At 58.9% G+C, this 18,616-nt stretch carries 24 protein-coding genes and 1 tRNA gene; 15 read left to right on the top strand and 10 right to left on the bottom strand.

The window, feature by feature from the left end:
- Positions 1–15 precede the first annotated feature (15 nt).
- The 3 genes from ACQ4WQ_RS23740 to ACQ4WQ_RS23730 are packed head-to-tail and all read left to right on the top strand — an operon-like array spanning position 16 to position 4,553.
- Complete coding sequence (locus ACQ4WQ_RS23740; RefSeq protein WP_436500451.1) at positions 16–2,655, top strand: phage tail tape measure protein; 2,640 nt, start codon at positions 16–18, stop codon at positions 2,653–2,655.
- A gap of 15 nt (positions 2,656–2,670) precedes the next feature.
- A complete protein-coding gene (locus tag ACQ4WQ_RS23735; protein WP_289952040.1) occupies positions 2,671–3,279 on the top strand; it encodes a phage tail protein in 609 nt (202 codons plus the stop codon).
- A complete protein-coding gene (locus tag ACQ4WQ_RS23730) occupies positions 3,276–4,553 on the top strand; it encodes a phage late control D family protein (protein ID WP_436500449.1) in 1,278 nt (425 codons plus the stop codon). The genes ACQ4WQ_RS23735 and ACQ4WQ_RS23730 overlap by 4 nt, the downstream gene beginning before the upstream one ends.
- A gap of 30 nt (positions 4,554–4,583) precedes the next feature.
- Here ACQ4WQ_RS23730 and ACQ4WQ_RS28425 read toward each other — a convergent pair whose 3' ends face one another.
- The 4 genes from ACQ4WQ_RS28425 to ACQ4WQ_RS23710 are packed head-to-tail and all read right to left on the bottom strand — an operon-like array spanning position 4,584 to position 6,903.
- Positions 4,584–4,892, bottom strand: a complete 309-nt coding sequence (locus ACQ4WQ_RS28425) for a YdcA family protein (protein WP_495542710.1) — start codon at positions 4,890–4,892, stop codon at positions 4,584–4,586.
- Between the two features lie 9 nt (positions 4,893–4,901).
- Entirely contained in the window at positions 4,902–5,588 is a 687-nt protein-coding gene (locus ACQ4WQ_RS23720) for a hypothetical protein (protein ID WP_436500445.1), read from the bottom strand.
- A 34-nt stretch (positions 5,589–5,622) separates the two neighbouring features.
- A complete protein-coding gene (locus tag ACQ4WQ_RS23715; protein ID WP_436500443.1) occupies positions 5,623–6,438 on the bottom strand; it encodes a hypothetical protein in 816 nt (271 codons plus the stop codon).
- A gap of 3 nt (positions 6,439–6,441) precedes the next feature.
- Entirely contained in the window at positions 6,442–6,903 is a 462-nt protein-coding gene (locus tag ACQ4WQ_RS23710; protein WP_436500441.1) for a helix-turn-helix domain-containing protein, read from the bottom strand.
- Positions 6,904–6,985: 82 nt separating this feature from the next.
- On the opposite strand from ACQ4WQ_RS23710, the gene ACQ4WQ_RS23705 reads away from it, so the two are divergent.
- The 12 genes from ACQ4WQ_RS23705 (at position 6,986) to ACQ4WQ_RS23650 (ending at position 12,658) form a co-directional block, all read left to right on the top strand.
- Entirely contained in the window at positions 6,986–7,189 is a 204-nt protein-coding gene (locus tag ACQ4WQ_RS23705; RefSeq protein WP_436500439.1) for a ribbon-helix-helix protein, CopG family, read from the top strand.
- 10 nt (positions 7,190–7,199) lie between these two features.
- The gene (locus ACQ4WQ_RS23700) at positions 7,200–7,403 is read left to right on the top strand and encodes a hypothetical protein (RefSeq protein ID WP_035820909.1); all 204 of its coding nucleotides are present in this window, start codon (positions 7,200–7,202) and stop codon (positions 7,401–7,403) included.
- Between the two features lie 37 nt (positions 7,404–7,440).
- On the top strand, positions 7,441–7,629 hold the full coding sequence (locus ACQ4WQ_RS23695; RefSeq protein WP_035820911.1) for a hypothetical protein: 189 nt from the start codon (positions 7,441–7,443) through the stop codon (positions 7,627–7,629).
- Positions 7,626–7,889 carry an Ogr/Delta-like zinc finger protein gene (locus ACQ4WQ_RS23690; protein WP_071079002.1) on the top strand — a complete coding sequence of 88 codons (264 nt, stop codon included), beginning with the start codon at positions 7,626–7,628 and terminating at the stop codon, positions 7,887–7,889. Before ACQ4WQ_RS23695 ends, ACQ4WQ_RS23690 begins: the two co-directional genes overlap by 4 nt.
- 120 nt (positions 7,890–8,009) lie before the next feature.
- Positions 8,010–8,411, top strand: a complete 402-nt coding sequence (locus ACQ4WQ_RS23685) for a hypothetical protein (RefSeq protein WP_436500436.1) — start codon at positions 8,010–8,012, stop codon at positions 8,409–8,411.
- A 101-nt stretch (positions 8,412–8,512) separates the two neighbouring features.
- Positions 8,513–8,866: a hypothetical protein gene (locus ACQ4WQ_RS23680; protein ID WP_034745810.1), complete on the top strand. Its 354-nt coding sequence runs from the start codon at positions 8,513–8,515 to the stop codon at positions 8,864–8,866.
- A complete protein-coding gene (locus tag ACQ4WQ_RS23675; RefSeq protein WP_436500434.1) occupies positions 8,856–10,766 on the top strand; it encodes a replication endonuclease in 1,911 nt (636 codons plus the stop codon). Before ACQ4WQ_RS23680 ends, ACQ4WQ_RS23675 begins: the two co-directional genes overlap by 11 nt.
- Positions 10,763–10,915: a hypothetical protein gene (locus ACQ4WQ_RS23670; RefSeq protein WP_162995787.1), complete on the top strand. Its 153-nt coding sequence runs from the start codon at positions 10,763–10,765 to the stop codon at positions 10,913–10,915. Before ACQ4WQ_RS23675 ends, ACQ4WQ_RS23670 begins: the two co-directional genes overlap by 4 nt.
- Positions 10,909–11,148: a hypothetical protein gene (locus ACQ4WQ_RS23665; protein WP_436500432.1), complete on the top strand. Its 240-nt coding sequence runs from the start codon at positions 10,909–10,911 to the stop codon at positions 11,146–11,148. Before ACQ4WQ_RS23670 ends, ACQ4WQ_RS23665 begins: the two co-directional genes overlap by 7 nt.
- Entirely contained in the window at positions 11,145–11,342 is a 198-nt protein-coding gene (locus ACQ4WQ_RS23660) for a hypothetical protein (RefSeq protein ID WP_436500430.1), read from the top strand. The genes ACQ4WQ_RS23665 and ACQ4WQ_RS23660 overlap by 4 nt, the downstream gene beginning before the upstream one ends.
- Positions 11,335–11,586, top strand: a complete 252-nt coding sequence (locus ACQ4WQ_RS23655) for a DUF4224 domain-containing protein (RefSeq protein WP_436500428.1) — start codon at positions 11,335–11,337, stop codon at positions 11,584–11,586. Before ACQ4WQ_RS23660 ends, ACQ4WQ_RS23655 begins: the two co-directional genes overlap by 8 nt.
- Before the next feature lie 52 nt (positions 11,587–11,638).
- Complete coding sequence (locus ACQ4WQ_RS23650; protein WP_436500426.1) at positions 11,639–12,658, top strand: tyrosine-type recombinase/integrase; 1,020 nt, start codon at positions 11,639–11,641, stop codon at positions 12,656–12,658.
- 9 nt (positions 12,659–12,667) lie between these two features.
- Here the strand turns inward: ACQ4WQ_RS23650 and ACQ4WQ_RS23645 are convergent, their stop codons facing one another.
- The 6 genes from ACQ4WQ_RS23645 to ACQ4WQ_RS23620 all read right to left on the bottom strand — a co-directional run bounded on the left by ACQ4WQ_RS23645 (position 12,668) and on the right by ACQ4WQ_RS23620 (position 18,612).
- The gene (locus ACQ4WQ_RS23645; protein ID WP_436500424.1) at positions 12,668–13,042 is read right to left on the bottom strand and encodes an ASCH domain-containing protein; all 375 of its coding nucleotides are present in this window, start codon (positions 13,040–13,042) and stop codon (positions 12,668–12,670) included.
- On the bottom strand, positions 13,020–14,069 hold the full coding sequence (locus ACQ4WQ_RS23640; protein WP_436500422.1) for an N-acetyltransferase: 1,050 nt from the start codon (positions 14,067–14,069) through the stop codon (positions 13,020–13,022). The genes ACQ4WQ_RS23645 and ACQ4WQ_RS23640 overlap by 23 nt, the downstream gene beginning before the upstream one ends.
- A 282-nt stretch (positions 14,070–14,351) precedes the next feature.
- Positions 14,352–14,441 (bottom strand) — tRNA-Ser (locus ACQ4WQ_RS23635).
- 94 nt (positions 14,442–14,535) lie between these two features.
- Positions 14,536–16,590, bottom strand: coding sequence for a putative bifunctional diguanylate cyclase/phosphodiesterase (locus ACQ4WQ_RS23630; protein ID WP_326457764.1), 2,055 nt, complete (start codon positions 16,588–16,590; stop codon positions 14,536–14,538).
- A 1-nt stretch (position 16,591) separates the two neighbouring features.
- Positions 16,592–17,716 (bottom strand): EAL and HDOD domain-containing protein, encoded by a 1,125-nt coding sequence (locus ACQ4WQ_RS23625; protein WP_436500420.1) that lies wholly within the window; start codon positions 17,714–17,716, stop codon positions 16,592–16,594.
- 266 nt (positions 17,717–17,982) lie between these two features.
- Entirely contained in the window at positions 17,983–18,612 is a 630-nt protein-coding gene (locus ACQ4WQ_RS23620) for a response regulator transcription factor (RefSeq protein ID WP_436500418.1), read from the bottom strand.
- Positions 18,613–18,616 lie beyond the last annotated feature (4 nt).

Here is an 18,616-nt window from a genome sequence, read left to right as displayed (position 1 = left end):
ATGGCTGGTCGGGACTTGAAGTTACAGGTAGTGTTTGCAGCGCTGGACAAGATTACCGGCCCGCTGAAGAAAATCATGGGCGGTTCCAGCGACACGGCCAAGGCCTTGAAGGCGACCAGCGACCGCTTGCGTGACCTGAATGCCCAGCAGAAAAACATCAGCAAGTTCCGCGAACTGCATGGCGGCCTGGACGCCACGCGCACCAAGCTGGAAGCAGCCCAGCAAAAGGTGGCCAGCCTGGCCACCAAGATGAAACAGGCGGAGGCGCCCACGCGCGCCATGACGCGCGAATTTAACGCCGCCGTCAAAGCGGCCGGCGCCTTGAAGACGGCCGGCCAGCAGCAGGCCCTGCAACTGCAGGTCATGCGCGAGCGCCTGGCGGGCGCCGGCATCGGCACCAAAGACCTGGCCAACCACGAGCGCACCTTGCGCCGCGAGATCGAGGCCACCAACAAAACCATGACCTTGCAGCAGCAGAAGCTGGCCAACGCGGCCGCCAAGCAGCAGCGCGTCAGCAACGCCACCCAGCACGCGGACAAGCTGCGCAGCAAGGCGGGCAACATTGCCATGGCGGGCGCTGGCGCGACAGCGGCCGGCGCGGTCATGGCCATGCCTATCGCCAAGGGGCTGCACGAGGCCAAGCATTACCAGCTGGAAAAGGCCCGCGTGAATGCGCTGGGCCTGGGGCCGGAAACCAGCCAGCAGGCAATCGCCTTTGCAAAGAACATGAAGACCTACGGCACCAGCCAGAATGAAAACCTGGAACTGGTGCGCGACGCGATGTCGATCTTTGGCGACCTGCACCACGCGGAAATGGTCGCGCCCACCCTGGCCAAGATGAAGTTTGCCAACAAGGCATTCTTCGGCGCCGAGTCGGGCGAAGAGAACGAGCGCATCTTCATGGACTTGCTGAAAGTCATCGAGCAGCGCGGCGGCACGGCCAGTTCGGAGAAATTCCACGACCAGGCCAACATGATGCAAAAGGTCATCACGGCCACGGGTGGACGCGTGGGGCCGACGGAATGGCTGAACTTCATCAAGACGGGCGGCATTGCCGCCAAAATCATGGACGACAAGCAGTTCTATTACCAGATGGAACCGCTTGTGCAGGAAGTCGGCGGCCACCGTGCCGGCACGGCCCTGATGTCCGGCTATTCGAACCTGTATCAGGGGCGCACCACCAAGCGCGCCGTGACCAATCTGGAAAACCTGGGACTGATCGGTGACCACCGTAAAGTGAAGCACGATAAAGTCGGTCAAATCTCTACGCTTGGCCCTGGCGCCCTGCTGGGCAGTGACATTTTCCGGCGCAGCCAATTTGAGTGGCTGGAGCAAGTGCTGTTGCCACAACTGGAAAAGAAAGGCATCACAGATCCCAAGAAAATTGAGGACACCATCGGCAGCCTGTTTTCGACGCGCACGGCCGGCAATCAGTTTCTGGATATGTTCAAGCAACGCATCCAGATGCACAAGAACGCCAAGCTGAACGCAGGCGCGTATGACATCGAGCAGATTTATGACCTGGGCAAGCAGCAGGCCGGCGGCGCCGAACTGGAAGCGACGGCCAGGCTGGCCAACTTGAAACTCACCATGGGCGAAAAAATCCTGCCGCTGTATGCCCAAGGTCTGGAAATGGCCATCAGCGCCATCACGCGCCTGAACGGCTTCATGGAGCGCAACCCCACCGTGGCCAAGGTGATGATCGCCGGCTTTGCCGTGCTGGCCGGCCTGCTGCTGGTGCTCGGCCCGCTGATGCTGGGCATCGCCGCCCTGATCGGCCCGTATGCCATGCTCCACGTCATGTTCGCCAAGATGGGCGTGACGGGCGGCGTGCTCACACCCATCTTGCGCAACCTGGGCGGCGCCTTCATGTGGGCCGGCCGGGCCGTGCTGTGGCTGGGGCGGGCGTTCATGCTCAACCCGATTGGCCTGGCAGTGACGGCCATTGCCGGCGCCGCTTACCTGATCTACAAAAACTGGGAGCCGATCAAGGCCTTTTTCGTGGATATCTGGTCACAGGTCAAAGTCGCCTTTGCTGGTGGCTTGGTTGGCGTGCATAACCTCATCCTCAACTGGTCGCCGCTGGGCGTGTTTTACCAGGCGTTCGCGGGCGTACTGGGCTGGTTCGGCATCGAGCTGCCGGCCAAGTTCACCGACTTCGGCGCCAACATCCTGCGCGGCCTGGTCAATGGCATCACGGGTTCCATGGGCGCCGTCAAGGATGCCATCAGCAATGCCGGTTCCAGCACCATTGCCTGGTTCAAGGAAAAGCTCGGCATCCACAGCCCGAGCCGCGTGTTTGCCCAGCTCGGCGACTACACCATGCAAGGCCTGGCCGTGGGCCTGGACCGCAGCGAGGGCGCGCCGATTGCCAAGGTATCCGGCCTGGCGCAACGCCTGACGCAACTTGGCGCCGGCATCGCCATCGGAGCGGCCACGGCGTTACCCGCCAGCGCCTTTGACACGCGCGCCCCGCTGTCCCAGGGCACGTTTGGCGCCGGCATGACCATCCAGGGCGACAAGATCGAAATCACTTTCAACGTGCAGGCCGGCACCGATCCCCAGGCCATCGCGCGCGCCGTGAGCGCGGCGCTCGATCAACGCGACCGCGAAAAGGCGGCGCGCATCCGCTCGTCCCTGCGCGACCACGATTAAGAAGGAATAACCACCATGATGATGATTTTAGGAATGTTCGTCTTCAGCCTGCCGACCCTGGCGTATCACGAGCTGCAGCGGCAAACGGAATGGAAGCACGCCAGCACGGCCCGCGTGGGCCTGCGCGACGCGCACCAGTATGTGGGGCCAGGCGACGACACCATCACCCTGTCGGGCTGGGTGGCTCCGGAACTGACCGGCTCCCTGTATTCGCTCGATGCGCTGCGCATGATGGCCGACACCGGTAAATCGTGGATTCTGATCCAGGGCACGGGCCGCATTCTCGGCTCGTACCGCATCACCAGCATGACCGAGGGCCGCACCATTCTGGACGGCAGCGGCGGCGCGCGCCGCGTCGAGTTCTCGATTGCGCTCAAGCGCGATGACGACGGCGTGCTGGCCATGGTCGGCCTGGGCGACATCGGCGACCTGAAAAACATGCTCAGCATCGACGGCATGACCAGCAGCATTGCAGGTGCGGCCAGGAATGCCGTGGGCAGCGTGGTCGGCAATGTGGTCGGCGGCATCACGTCGAAATATGGCGGCGTGGTCAGCGAGATGAAAGACAAGATCGGCGGCAGCATCAGCGGCGCCATCGGCAGCGCGGCGGACAAGTTCAAATGAGTACCAACATCCCCGCCTTCAAGGTCAGCATCGAGGACAAGGATTTGACGGCCATCGTCTCGCCCCGGCTCATCAATCTGACCTTGACACTGTGCCGTGGCGACGAGAGCGACCAGCTCGACATTTCGCTGGACGACAGCGACGGCAAGCTGGCCCTGCCGCCGCGCGGCGCGCAGATCGCCCTGGCGCTGGGCTGGCAAGCCACCGGCCTGGTGGACATGGGCAAGTTCACCGTCGACGAGGTGGAGCACAGCGGCGCGCCCGACACCATCACCCTGCGCGCCAGGTCGGCCAACCTGATCGACACGTTTAAACAGCAGCAGGAGCACAGCTTTCACAAGACCACCCTGGGCGCCATCATCGAGGCGATTGCCTTTCGCAACGAGCTGGCGTCGGGCGTCTCGGCACGCCTGCGCGACACGGCCATCGAGCACATCGACCAGACCCACGAAAGCGATGCGGCCTTCCTGCGCCGGCTGGGCCGGAAATACGATGCGGTGGCCACCGTCAAGAATGACACTTTGCTCTTCATCCCCATCAACCAGAGCCGCACCGCCAGCGGCAAGGCGCTGCCCGTCATCCCCATCACGCGTGCCCTGGGCGACGGCCACCGCTACCACAGCGCCGAAAGCGACGCCTACACGGGCGTGCGCGCCTTCTGGCACGACGAGCGCTACGCGCGCCGCCGCAGTGTGGTGGCTGGCGTACCCGGCAACAGCAAGCGCCTGCGCACCACCTTCGCCAATGAAACCGACGCGCGCGCGGCGGCCGTCGCCGAATGGCAGCGCATCCTGCGCGGCCTGGCCACCTTTGAAATGAGCCTTGCCCTGGGCAACCCGGCCGTGTTCCCGCAATCGCCCGTGACGGTGCAAGGCTTCAAGCCCGAGATCGACGCCACCGAATGGCTATCGGTCAAGGTCACGCACAGCCTGGGCGGCAACGGCTTTACCACGCGTGTGGAGTTTGAAACGAAAACGGAAGCGGTCGAGGCCGAGCGCGAGCACGAGAAAGACCCGGACGAAGGCATCACGGGCGTGGTGGCCAAGTGGAAGGACGTGGCGGCGAAGAAGAAAAAGGCGGGGCAGGAGCAAGCAGGCTCAAAAAGCAAGCTCAAAACCCTGGAGCACCTTTACAAGAGCAAGAGCGCTGCCAAGCGAGCGGCAAAAACTGCATGGAACCACATCAAGGAAGTGCGCGACATCATCAGGGAAAACAGCGACGAGCCATGGAAGCCAGAGCAAGACGATGCCAATTCTGGAGATATGGCGGAGTAAGGGAAAGTTCTAGAGATGTGTGAGTGGGTATCAGCGGCGCCGGTAACTCTTGGCACCGCTGTCACTCAAGCAGTATTCCCCTCCACGCGGCCCGGTGCAGTAGTTGCCGCTGCGGCAGGTACAGCCTGAAGCATCGGCCAACGGCGCCTTTGCAGACCTACCCGTGGAAGAGCAGATTTTTTTCGATGCGCTTATTGAGCCATCATTGCAGACGAATGTCGCGCCATCGCAGTTCGAAATACCACCCTTGCTGCCAGAGCACGGCGTATTGCCAGCGACCGCCGAAACGCACACCAAGAAGTATGCAAAAAAAGATAATTTCTTGATTAAGAATCTCATATTTTTTACCTAGCGTCCACGATTCGCATCCAGCCACATTGCCGGCATATCGCCCATTTGTCCCACACATTCCATGGCTCTACCGCGTGAGCGTTCGACGTGGCCGATAGAGTATGCCTTTCCGGCGATGTAGCATTTTTCGTCTTTTCCCACGCTGGAATCATGATCGGCGGGGGCCTGTATTTTGTAGAGCAGCCAGCCACAAGTGACCAGGCAAGCAATCAGCGCACCAAGTTGAAGGTGTGCGGTGCGTTGCAGCCGTGTAAAACTGATCGTTTTTTCGGCGCACGCCATGCAAGGTAATACAGCGTGAGGATGTGAGGCGGCCATCGGTGCAGCTCCGGGTGCTGCAATCGGGTAAATTGGTTCGGCGGGCGGTTTGCTTGCTTGATCGATCCGCTGTTCTAAAATCGCCTTGACCTCTTGGTATTTACTTCGCGGCAATTCCTTGAATCGATTAAGTCCATAGTCGGTGATAAGTCCCCGATAAATCTTCATGTCTTCATCACCGCTTAACATGGCAAGCTCATCAACAAGTAACTTGATGCTTGAGCGTTGATACGGCGTAATCAGATTGACAGGCTTTTCCTTCTCGCCCACATGAAGGGTGACTACGTTGCTCAACCTTGGCGATTCATTCAAATTACCAAAAATAGCCTGGCCTACATCACCAGAAAATTCATTCTTACTTGACATTCAAACTACACCTTTATTCCACCATCTATATTTATTACTTAATTCGCAACAAAGCGGACTCAAAAAGAAGTGCCGCATCAGGTGGCAAACTGCTATTAAGTTGAGCAACGATCTTTCCATCCTTTGATCGAAACAAGTACGGGCCGGCTAAAGAAGTCAGTAAAGTAAAATAGCCGTGTATCGAGTCGCAAAATTTCTTGGAGGAACAAATAAAAATTTGTCCGCCTCCTGATGCATACCCTTCAAGCGAAAACGATATACGCTCGTCGAAACTTTGCGGTAGTACAGCATCAATTTCGCGTGCTATGGACTTGGCTCCGTAAACTCCAGTGCCCGCATTGACCAGCGACGCCATGATTGCGGATGCCCGAGTGATTTTTCCAGCAAAGGGATATTCCTTGGCAGTTCGCGCAATTGGCGTCAAGCTGTCAAAGCTTATCCAATACCCTTTACCACCTTGAACTGGCTCTACATATGCCAATTCCTCCTTGAAATTCATGATATTGATTTTCACTCGCTGCCGATGCGTTGCCCAACGATAGCTATTGGCGGCATCTTGAAAGTTCGCAAGTCCGGCTCTTCGCATTTTTCGCTCAAGCACCAGCATATTCTGCGGGTCGTTTTCGTTTGCCTCGCCAGCCTTGACCATAGAGTCGACAAGCAAGTAAAAGCTGACGTATGAGCACACGCTGAGATCATCACATGCTATTGCCGGCTCATCAGTCGGCGAATAGACAAGTGCTGTTCCACCTTCGCATTTCGATCTGTTGCAAGTGTCAACATCAGCAAGAACGATTGATGCAGGGCTGAGCAGCGCCAAGGCAAAAAAGCATTGAAACCACATTCTCATAAACTACTTCTTTTTGTCTTTCTTTGGCATATTGACTGTATTCGGAGATGTCACATCTCCGTAAATCGTCTGACCAACATCACCGTGGAACACAGGATTAATTGCGTACTTCGACGGCTCGCTCGAAATGCTCCGACTCGGCGGCGCCCCGCTCTGGGTTGAGGCCATTCCGCCAATCATCCCCAATACTCCCGCTTTTCCGCGACTATCCAGGCCACGAAAGCCCGTGAGCAATTCCTTCTCTTCCATGGTCAGAGCAGAAAGCGTCTTTTCGCCTGTCAGTATGTAATTTACATCAACTCCTATTGCTGCCAGTGCCCGCAAGTAAAGAGCATCTGGCGCCCGCTCATTCTGCTCATAGAGCGTCTGGGCACGCCGCTTTAGTCCGCCCACCGCAGCAAAATCATCCTGATTCATGCCTAGCCGTTGGCGTTCTTCTTTTAGTATTTCACCAATTGGTCTCATTTGTGCTCAAATTTACCTTTACAATGCTCCCATTTGGGAGCTATAGTTACGCCATCCTGTAGCGATTACACATCATAACATTATGAAAAACTTGTCAAAAGTCGGACGCATTACAAAAGGCGTCACCTCCCAGCCGCTTGGCGTTCGTCTGGCTCCTGACGAGGTAAAAGAAATTGAGACTCTTGCCGCCGACCAACAACGATCCCGTGCATGGTTCTTGCGCTTCCTGATCCTACGCGGCCTCGCCGACTACAAGCGCGAACCCGCCCCCAAACACACCCACTAAGGACAACGTCATGTACCCCGATGCAAAACGTATCCGCAGCCACCGCGTCATGCTGCGCCTCGATGACTATGAGCACCAGCTCGTTTCCTCGATCGCCAACTACCAAGGCGAAGAGCTTGCGGTGCTGGTGCGCCAGATCGTGATGCGTGAAGCCCTGGCCGTGATCGCCTTGGATGACGCCACTATCGACAGCGTACAGCGTCGCAGCGTTTAAACCGAGTCACTTTTGAGCAACTCTAAAGTTACAGAAAATGCCAGACCATCAAATTAACCTCAATGACGAAGAGCGCGCGGTGCTGGAACTCGTGCGCCAGCGCCAGGGGCTGGCAAGTATCGATCAGGCGGCCGAATGGCTCGTCAAGTCGCGCTTACGCAAGCAGTCTAAAAACATGACAGGTCGTGGTCGCGCCCTGTACCAAGTGGAAAGAAAGCTGAAATGAGAGTCATCGGCCTGCCCTGCCCGCATTGCGAATACACCGTCCGCGCCGTCAAGAGCCGCACGATGTCCGCCATGTTCAAGGAAATTACCTACATGTGCCAGAACCCCGACTGCGGGCACTCCTTCGTGGCAGGCCTGGAAGTGCTGCGCACCCTCTCGCTGTCCGCCATGCCCAAGCCTGATATCCGCATTCCGATGTCCCAGCATGCGCGCACGGCAGCCACCAGCCAGCTGGCCCTGGACCTGACTGCGGGCTGCTGATGACTATCCCGCTCCTCGCGCCGCCGTAGCCCGGCCGCTGTAACTCCCCTCTTTTGCTGTGCCCTGCAGCGCTCCCTTTTGAGCGTGCGGGATTCGTTCAACCTGAAATAAGGAAAACCGATGGAAAACACGCTGCACGCCACCAGTCATGCCGACAAATCCCCGGCGCCGGCCACACCCCGCCCGGCCCTGCAAAAATGCGTCGTGCCTGTGGCGCCGACCTGCTTCCTTCTGGACGTTAGCGCTGGCGCCAACATCGCCGACCTGTGCGCCTATATCCGCGAGATTGCCAGGACTTATCACGCCTACGGCGCAACCAATCTGACCTTCATCATCAGCGATGCGCAACCGTTGCAGGTTTTCGGCTTTTTCTCACCGGCCAACCAGCGCGCACTGGCTGATAGCTTGCCCATAGAGCTGCGCTACCTGTTCGCCAGTGAATCGGGCGTCGTGCAATGCAGCAGCTCATCGCGCACGCTGACTTACTGGGCCAAATATTTTGCCAAGGCAGGGGCACGCTGATGCTGCGCGTGGCCAAAACCTGCGGCATCTGGCTGCTGACGCTCCTGATTGTCATTGCCCCCGGGGTGCTGCGGGCCATCGGCGCCATCAAGGACTGAACCATGCCGGCGTCCCTTATCGACAATCACCTGTCCTTCCAGCCTGCCGCCGAGATTTTGGCAGCGCGCGACAAGGATATGCCGACGCCGCCGGGCGCCGGGCATGCGCTGGCCGCCATCGCCGAAGCCAAGGCCCAGCTGCGCAGCATCAAGCCGCGCAACCTGGCGCCCTTCATGGCCCAGGCGTGGGGATTGTCGCCGCGAGGCGCGCGCCGTTCCGTGTTGATCGCCGCCGGCATGGACGCTGACCGCTGGGAATCGCCCATCCATTCATTTACCGAGGAAGAGCGCATCGAGCTGCGCGCCGCCACCTCCGCCGCTATCCGTGTGTACGAAAGACTGTTGAATGCAATCTAAACAAATCCTGCTGCCTGCCCCACAACGCCACGAAGCCTTCTTGCGTTCCGCGCAATTCGCGCCAGAGCTGGCCAGCATTCCATACAAATGGCGCAACCGCGTCATCACGGCCGCCCTGGCCAAAATGGCCTGGTCGTCGTGGTACAAAATTTACGAGTCCATCGCCACCGGCTTTGTGCGCGAGTTCGCCGAGCAGTACGTGCCGGCCGGCGTCGACCTGTCGCAAAGCGATGCCGACATCGTGGCCACCGCCGAGCGTGCGGCGGCTGGCGTGGTCAAGGCGCTCTGGTCGGCAACGTCGGAAGCGCACGCCCTGCAGATCATGGCGGACGAATGCACCTCTTACGGCATCAAACTACCCGAGTTCGACGAGCAGGCCGACACCATCGCCCGCCTGGTCGACGCCCGCTGGTGGCGCCGCCAACTGCGCAAGCGCGTCAAGCGCGCCTTCGAAGCTGGCAATATCCGCCTGGGGTACGTGAACTATCGCGGCGAACCCTACGCCAGCAACGACGCCGTGCTGTCGCGCCTGGCGCAGAACCGCCGCAACGCGGCAGCACTGGCGGCCACGCTGGTGCAAAACGAGAACGGCCAGCAATTCAGCATTGCCGAGCTGGCCGAGAAAACGACCGCCAACAAAGCCATCCGGCGCGGCGAACTGATGTTGCGCATCAACGGCTTTGAGCAGATCGCCCGCGAGTGCGGCGACCAGGGCATTTTCATCACCTGGACGTGCCCATCGCGCTTTCACGCCATGCAGCACAGCGGCAAGCCTAACGACAAGTTCGACGGCTCCACGCCGCGCGAGGCCAACGCCTACCTGGGCAAGATGACGTCGCTGTGCCGCTCCGCACTGGCGCGCCGTGGCATCGGCCTGTACGGCTTTCGCATCGCCGAGCCGCACCACGACGGATGCCCGCATTGGCATCTGCTGCTGTTCGTGCGCCCAACCGCGAAATACAAGACCGCCCACCTGCAGGACGTGGCCGGCCGCGCCATCCGCATCATGAAGCGCTACGCCTGGCGTGTGGACCGTGGCGAACCGGGCGCCTTCGCGCGCCGCCTGGACGTGAAGCGCATCGACTGGGCCAAGGGCAGCGCCGCCGGCTACATCGCCAAGTACGTGGCCAAGAACATCGACGGCGTGGCCGAGCACAAGACGAAAGAAGGCTATGTCGTTACGGCCGATACCGAAGGCGATGTCGAGCTGACGCCATCGGCGCGCGTCGAGTCCTGGGCCGCGTGCTGGGGCATCCGTCAATTCCAGCAATGGGGCGGCGCGCCCGTGACCGTGTGGCGCGAACTGCGCCGCATCGAGGAAAGCATGCTCAACGAAGCGCCGGCCGCCATGCGCCGCGCATGGGACGCCGTGCAAAAGATCGACGGCGAGAAACGCGCTTGTTGGGCCGAATACCTGCGCGCCCAAGGCGGCGCCCTGGTGCCGCGCAAGGAACTGGTCGTCACGCTGGCCAAGGACGAAAAGACCGTCATCGGCCGCTACGGCGAAACGCTGCGCACCACACCCTACGGCGTGCGCTGCAGCGATCTGATTGGGGTGGTCTTCAAGTCCGTGCGCCATACGTGGACGCCCGTACGGGCCACAGGCGCTCGCGGGGTGGCTGTTGGGGTTGCCGTTCCTCGGACTCGTGTAAATAACTGTACGCACCCCGTCGACGTAATTCCAGCCGCGCCCATTTCTGCGCCCCCATTCGTCTATAGCGACATCGACCAAAACGCGATTTTATGTTCCTGGGCGCACAACCTGGCCTGTCCGTTCCCGCGAATACACGGCGATGAACAAAAAATCGCGCTGATTCATGAAATGGCGGCGATTGGAGCGTGTCCATTCCCACAAGTGATTGCCACTGACACAACATCCAAGAAAGGAAATGGCACATGAGCACCTATGCCGTGATCGTTCGCACACAAACCGAACGCTTTGAATACGCCGCGATTGCCGCTTCCAGCGGCGACGCGATCCAGGCCGCCCTCGACCACTTCGGCGTGTGCGGCGTTACCGCCAAACTGAAAGGAGCACCGCAATGCTGAACACCCTGACCAATTCGCCGCGGCAAATCGCCCTGGGCGACCGCGTGACATTCGATACCGACGAAGGCTACCAGGCCGGCACCGTCAACGACCTGCGCCGCGATGTGGGCAATGGCGAGCTGCATGCTTGGGTGGAGCTGGATCACCAGTGGCCGGGCATGTTCCGTGCGGTGCCGCTGGCGGCCATCGAGGCGGTCAAGAAGGCAACCGCTCCTGTCGGGTGCCAGACATGACAGCGGAACGCTCATTGCCTGCCGTGGCGGCCTTGATCGAGGATGCTAATTACAAAGAATTTTGCAGACTAAGAGACTTCCGCAAGATCGGCGCCGAAGTTCCCCAATATACCGAAGCAGAAGCGTTCGCCTTGGCAACGAGCAAAAGCAAGGCATGCAATCCCGCAATAACGAAAGCGGCATCCAATGAATAACCTTTTTGACAATTCTATCCAGTCCGAAACCCTGACTGCTGAAGAGCTGGAAACCATTTCAGGCTGCTGCCGGAAAGTGGATCAGATCAAATGGCTGCAGCAAAACGGCTGGACCTTCATCAAGAACCGCGCCGGCGCGCCCATCATCGGGCGCCTGTACGCAAGGCTACGCTTGAGCGGAATCAATCCTGCCAGCCTGGTGAACACGCCGGCCTGGGTGCCGGACCTGTCCAAAGTACGTTAATAGAAAGAAAACAATGCGACCTAAGAGCACTGGCTACAAACTTCCACCGCGCATGCTGCGCCGCGTGCGCAAGCTGAAATCGGGCGAAACATGGACCGGCTATTACTACAATGGCCGGGATGACGCCGGGAACAGGAAGGAATTCCCGCTGGGCACGGATCTGGTCGAGGCCAAGCGCCTGTGGGCAGAATACGAATGCAAGCCCGTGCCAACCGACGCCACGCTGATGGAATACGTGTTTGCGCAGTACGTCCGTGACATCCTGCCGGGCAAGGCGCCAAGCACGCAACGCGAGAACTCCAGCTCGTTGAGCCAGCTGCGCCCGGTCTTCGATAGCGCGCCTATCGACGCCATCACGCCGCAGGACATTGCCCGCTACCGCGACGCGCGCAGCGCCAAGGTGCGCGCCAACCGCGAAATCGCGCTGCTGTCGCATGTGTTCAATATGGCAAGGGAATGGGGCTACACGAAGCGCGAGAACCCATGCAGGGGCGTGCGCAAGAACAAAGAGGTACCACGCGACTTCTATGCCGACAAGGCAGTGTGGGATGCGGTGCGGAACGCCGGCTGTGAAGAGCTGCAGGACGCCATGGACCTGAACTACCTGACCGGCCAGCGGCCTGCGGACGTGCTCAAAATGCGCGACGGCGATTTGAAGGATGGGGCGTTGCAGGTGCGTCAGGGCAAGAGCAACAAGCTGCTGCGCATCGTGCTCGAGCACGAAGGCATCAAGTCCGAACTGGCGAAGGTCATCGAGCGCATCCACGCGCGCCCGCACCGGCCGCGCACCACCTTCATCGTCGCGCTGCCGAATGGTTGCCAGGTGAAGAAGTGGCATTTGCGCCTGCGCTTCGATAGCGCCCGGAAAACTGCAGCGGAACTGGCGCTAAAGGCTGGTGACGAGGAGCTGGCCAGCCGCATCAAGGCCTTCCAGTTCCGCGATATCCGGGCGCGCTCCGCCAGCGACATTGCCGACCTGGGCGCCGCCAGCTCCTTGCTGGGACATAGTGAAAAAGTCATCACGGAAAAAGTCTATCGACGCATCGGCCAAGCCGTTCGACCGACACGTTAAAAAACGATCTTAATTCAGATAACAAAAGGACTGCGGTGCAACACCACTGCGAAGAATGGAGCGCAACTCGACAGGAGAACCATACCGTCGAACTGCCTCCACTTTAAAAGCATGCGCCAACTTACGCCCTTCGAAATACTCATTAAAGAATTTTCGAGTGATTCCAGAAAAATTAGAAGTCTTGGCCCAAAGAACTTTTGGAGTTTCAGAAACAAGTTCCGCAATATCAAATTCACCAACAACCTTCCCAACAGGCATCGTAGCATAAATAACTACGGTCTTTATCCCTGGAACTTTTGGCAAAACTTTGCGAAACTCATAATGTTTCTCTCCGCTCAAAATCTTTTCCGCATATTCGGGCTTAATAGACAATAAGACTTTCATCAATTCCTCCATGTGAAACAATACCACTAAATTGCTGCGGAGAAAGATGCACAAAACCCGCATATGCATCCGCATCAAGTCCAAAATCATCAATCATTTGCTGGCGATTTACTCGCCTTGGCAATGCCATATTATAAGTGAATTTCAATATGTGCGGATATTGTTTTCTAGCCCAGAAACTTCTCAATTCAGCCTCAGTAAATACACTATAAGGCCTACAATAATCCAGAAATTCAATCTCATTTGCAAAAGAATAAATATTTCTATTTTCCTCGATCACACAAATCGATGTGGCGACTGATCGATAGTACGCACGTCCAGGCTGATCGGAGGTACGGTATATCAGAATAACATCCCCCCGCCTGACGTGCTCAACTCCTCGCATCTTTGTGAGATATACTTTATGAATACTATTCGTATGCGAAACATCCTGCACAATAGTATCGGATTCATTTTGCAAAATTGAATCTGGGAGTAATCGAGTATGCCACTCAGGCTTTAGGGCCAGCATATAAATATTTTGCCCCCTTGCAACTACCATTGGATATGTTTGCACTAAGTCTTGGTGAAACATCCGTACAGTTTTCACATATACATTTTCAACGCCATTAGGCGTTGTCTTTGATGCCCGGAGTAAAAATCCATATCTCGACAACAAACCGATAAGAGGAGCATGCTTTGCAAAAACAGTTACGTAAATCTCATTAACACCTGAACTTATCGCATGGTCAAAAATTTTCTTAACAAACCGTTCGCCAAGCTTAGTTCCATGCGCATTAATTTTTAATGTTCCGACTTTTAATCGACGTTGTGGCGGCAATGGTGGTACGGTATCCATCACAGCACCATCTTCTATTTTTACATACAAGAAACCATCAATATTACCTAAATCATCCTGAAACACATAAGCACTATCTTCCGATTTTTTTGCAAACCACTGGGAAAACTCCGCATAATCTGCTTTGAGGGAATCAAAAAAAACATCTGCAAGATTGATATATTTAAACTGTTTGAAAAATAGATTCATTTCACGCCTTAAAAAATAAAATACACATGGAATTCCGATTAGTATAATGTATTATTTTTAAGATATGTTAGTTCCAGGAGGAAATTTTTTGCAAAAAAATCATCAAACAACACAAGGTACGTGGTCACTTGATGCATGACCAGCCGGGTCAATACTTCAAGTTGCGGAAATGGCTTCCGCAACTAGTCCCCGGGGCAAAGGCCAATATCAAATCTATGCATCGTGAAATTTTGAGCAGAAAAAAAATAAGCCCTTGAAAATCAAGGGCTTATTTCATTTTTCTGGCGGAAGCGGTGAGATTCGAACTCACGAACAGTGTAACCCGTCGCTAGTTTTCAAGACTAGTGCCTTCAACCACTCGGCCACGCTTCCAGATGGCAGCATTATACATAAAGGTCACTGGCTTACCAATGGCTAGTACTGTCGTGGCCTTACTCCGCCAGCGGCAAGGGCTGGGGCAGATGCCCTACAGGCCCCAGTTTTGCCGCAGCGCCTTCTCGAACTCCACCGCCGGCAAGGGGCGCGAGAACAGGTAGCCTTGTACTTCGTCGCAGCCGGAACTCTTCAGGAAGGCCAGTTGCTCGGCCGTTTCCACGCCTTCCGCGATCACTTTGTGGTGCAGTTGCTGGGCGATGCTGATGATGGTGCTGGCGATGGCGCAGTCGCTGGCGTCGGTCGGGATGCCGGTGGTGAAGGAGCGGTCGATTTTTAACGTGTCGATGGGGAAGCGTTTCAAATAGGACAGACTCGAATAGCCGGTGCCGAAGTCGTCCAGCGACAGGGCCACGCCCAGCGCCGTGATGCGGTCCATGATGCCGATGACCCTCTCGATGTTGTGCATCAGGGTGCTTTCCGTGATTTCCAGTTCCAGCCAGGCCGCTTCCAGGCCGTAGCGGGCCAGGGTCGCCGCCACCCTGGCGGGCAAGGCTGCCGTGAATTCGCGCGCGGAGACGTTGACGGCCAGGCGGATGGGCGGCAGGCCCGCCAGTTTCCATGCCTGTGCCTGGGCGCAGGCCGCTTCCAAGACCCATTCGCCCACTTGCACCACCAGGCCCGTCGATTCGGCCAGGGGGATGAATTCGGCGGGCGGGATCATGCCGTGCTGCGGGTGATGCCAGCGCACCAGCGCTTCGGCGCCGATGATGCGGCCGCTGCCCAGCGCATATTTCGGCTGGTAGTGCAGCAGCAATTGCTGTTCCGACAGGGCCTGGCGCAAGCCCGTTTCCAGGCGCATGCGTGCCTGCATGCCCAGGTTCATGTCCTGGCTGTAGAAGGCCACGCTTTCCGCTTCGCCGCCGCTGTCCTGCTTGGCGCGGTACATGGCGATGTCGGCCAGGCGCAGCAGGGTTTCCGCATCCTGCCCGTCCTGCGGATACACGCTGATGCCGATGCTGGCGCCCACGCGCAAGTCGTGGCCCTCGATCAGGAACGGCTCCACCAGCGAAGCGAGCAGCTTTTGCGACACCATGCTGGCCTCGAAATGCTGGCCGATGTCGAACAGGCCGACGGCGAACTCGTCGCCGCCCAGGCGCGCCACCAGGTCCTGGTCGCGTAATGCCTGGCGGAAACGCAAGGACACTTGCCGCAGCAGTTCGTCGCCGATGCGCCGGCCCAGTGTGTCGTTGATCAGCTTAAAGCGGTTCAGGTCGATGAACAGCACGCAGCCGAGCATCTTGCTGCGCTGCGCCACGCTGAGGGCCTGGTCGACCAGCTTGGCCAGCAGGGTACGGTTGGGCAGGCTGGTCAGCGGATCGTAATACGCCAGGTGGTGCAGCCGCTCTTCGGCCAGCTTGCGTTCCGTGATGTCCGTCAGGTAGGCGATGAGTCCGATGGGCTTGCCGTCCAGGTCTTGCAGCGGCGACAAGGACAAGCTGGCCCAGAAGATCTCGCCCGACTTCTTTCGGCGGCGCACCTCCATCAGGCGCCCGCCCTGCTCCAGGAAGGCGTCGTGAAAACCCGTGTCTTCGTCGTCGTACAGGAACAGGATGTTGCGCCCCACGGCTTCCACCGAGGTGTAGCCGAACAGGCGTTCGGCGCCCTTGTTCCAGCTGGTGATGTAGCCCGTCAAGTCCATCGTCAGCACGGATTCGTGCAACTGGTCGAGGATTTGCGTCTGCTGCGCCAGCAAGGCTTCCACTTGCGCGTAGGCATGGGTCGAGCGCTGCGCCAGCGAATGCACCTGCAGCACGCCAGCCGTCAGCGAAGCCAGGCTGGCCAGGTGGCGGCGGTCGGCGTCGTTGTAGACAGGACGGCCGGCCACGCTGTAATGGCCGAAGCAATGGCCATCAAAACTGATTTCCTGCAGCAAGGCGGGCGTATCGCGGGGAAACGGCGCGGGCGGCGCAGCGGACGTGGCCGCAGCGGCGCTGGCCGCAGGCAGGAACAGGCCATGCGGGCTGGCCATCACGGCGCTGGCGATACGGCCCAGCTCGGCCACCAGCGCGGAGCCGCGCAAACGCACGACGGCGTCGCACAGGGCGGCGCTGTCACCGAGGTAATCCGACAACGGCAGCAGGGTCATGCTAGAGGTTCCGGCTGACCTGGATGGCCCACTGGTAAGCCTGCAGCAGGCTGCGCCAATAGGTTTCTCCATCAATGCCGGCACGGCGCAAGCCTTCGGGCGGCGGCGTGGCGCTTTCGACCAGCGCCAGCAAGGTGCCCAGTTCGCCATTGCGTTCAAGCAAGGCCGTGCTCACTTCGGGCGCCAGGTTCAGGGTCGCGATGATGTCTGCCATCGGCATGCGCAGCAAGACGTCGAGCAGGGAAAACACGCCCGTCATGAAGGCCAGGTCCTGCGCGTCGCGGTCGCCGCCGCGCAGCTGGCACAGCGCTTCCATCTGCGCCGCGCGCACGGCCGCCAGCGGCAGCAGCGCATGGATCTTGCCGTCATCTTGCTGGCGCGCATACAGCAGCAGTTGCAGCCAGCGCTGCAGCTGGCGCCGGCCCAGCAGGGTGATGGCCTGGCTGAAGCTGGCAATCGGCGCCGTGAAACCGAAGGCGGCCGAATTGACCAGTTTTAATAGATGATAGCTGAGCGATGGGTCTTGCTTGAGCGGCACTTCCAGCTCGTGCGCGTCGGCATCGCGGGCCAGCAAGCCCAGCAGCGCCAGCACGCGGCGGCGCGAGGTGGCGTCTTCCGGCTCGCTTTGCTGGCGCGCCTGGTGCAGCGCGTAATCGCCGGCAAACCAGCTCACGCCAAGTTCTTGCAATTGGGCAATGTGCCCCGCGTCGGCGACGTTGTAGGCCAGGTGCGGCCCCGGCAAGGGCAGCAGTTGATGCAGGGCCGGGCGGGCGCCGGCCGCGTCAAAGCTCAGCGCGCGGGCGTCGACCTGCGCCGCCACCACGGGACCGGCCTCGGCGCCATCGAGCAGGATGCGGTAGCCGGCATCGCGCCATTGCCGGCATTTTTTCTGCAGCGCTTTGTCGCCGGCAAGATGGGCCGGCAAACGGAAGATGGTGCGTTGCGGCGCCAGTTGCGCCAGCACGGCCTCGTCCACGCCATGCGGGTCGGCCAGGGGAATGATGCAGTCGAGCGGCGCCAGGAAGGCATACGCATCGGCGGCGGCCAACGCCGCCAGCAGCGGCGCCGTCGAGGCTTGCGGTACATGCAGGGTGACAGCGACCCACTCGTTATGAGCATTGGCCACTGCTTGTAATCCCACCAACGGAAACAGGTTTGATTCAGACGCTGACATCGGTATCTCAGTGTGGGTAGGGCGCCATAGTAAATAAACTGACCTGCATTGGCAACCCTGGCCCGACAGGGATGCCATTTCGACAGCGAGAATCATTCTATCCGAATCTCACCCACGAAACAGTTTAATTTTGGCAATAAATGTTCAAAAAGAACATTCCCCCGCGAGACCCGCCTGTGATGCGGGTTTAATGAAAGCGTGGCGCCGCGCGCGCTTTCTCAGGCGCCGCCGCCATGCGCGTGCTCGACCGCGTATTTGATCAGTTCAGCCTGCCCTTCGATACCGAGTTTGCGCTTGATGTTCAGCCGGTGCGTCTCCACCGTGCGCACGCTCAGGTCCAGCGCGCGGGCGATCTGCTTGTTCGCCTGGCCCGCCGCGATGTGCTGCAGCACCTGCTGCTCGCGCGTGGTGAGAAAGGAATCGTGCACTTGCGGCCGAGACAGTTGCCGCGCCAGCGCCGCGCTGTAATAAATGCCGCCGGACATCACCGTCTCGATGGCAAACACAATATCTTTACCGGGAGCATCTTTGAGCACGTAGCCGCGCGCGCCGGCGGCAATCGCTTGCGACACATATTCGAGCTTGTCGTGCATGGACAGGATCAGCACGGCAATCTGCGGAAATGCCTGCTTGAACTGCGCCGTCGCTTCGATGCCGTTCGTGCCGCGCATATTGATATCCATCAACACGAGGTCCACCTGGTGCGCGCGCGCCTGGGCCAGCGCTTCGTCGGCGCCGCCCGCCTCGGCCACCACGTCGAAATGCGCCACCGCTTCCAGGCGCGCGCGCAAGCCGTCGCGCACGAGGGGGTGGTCGTCCACCAGCAGGATGTTGATTTTCTCGGTCATGGTT

It is taken from the genome of Janthinobacterium goodfellowi (assembly GCF_051380695.1).
In the GTDB taxonomy this organism is placed as follows: domain Bacteria; phylum Pseudomonadota; class Gammaproteobacteria; order Burkholderiales; family Burkholderiaceae_D; genus Janthinobacterium.
Note: the sequence above shows the minus strand (reverse complement) of the source record. Positions and strands in the feature narration are given on the sequence as shown.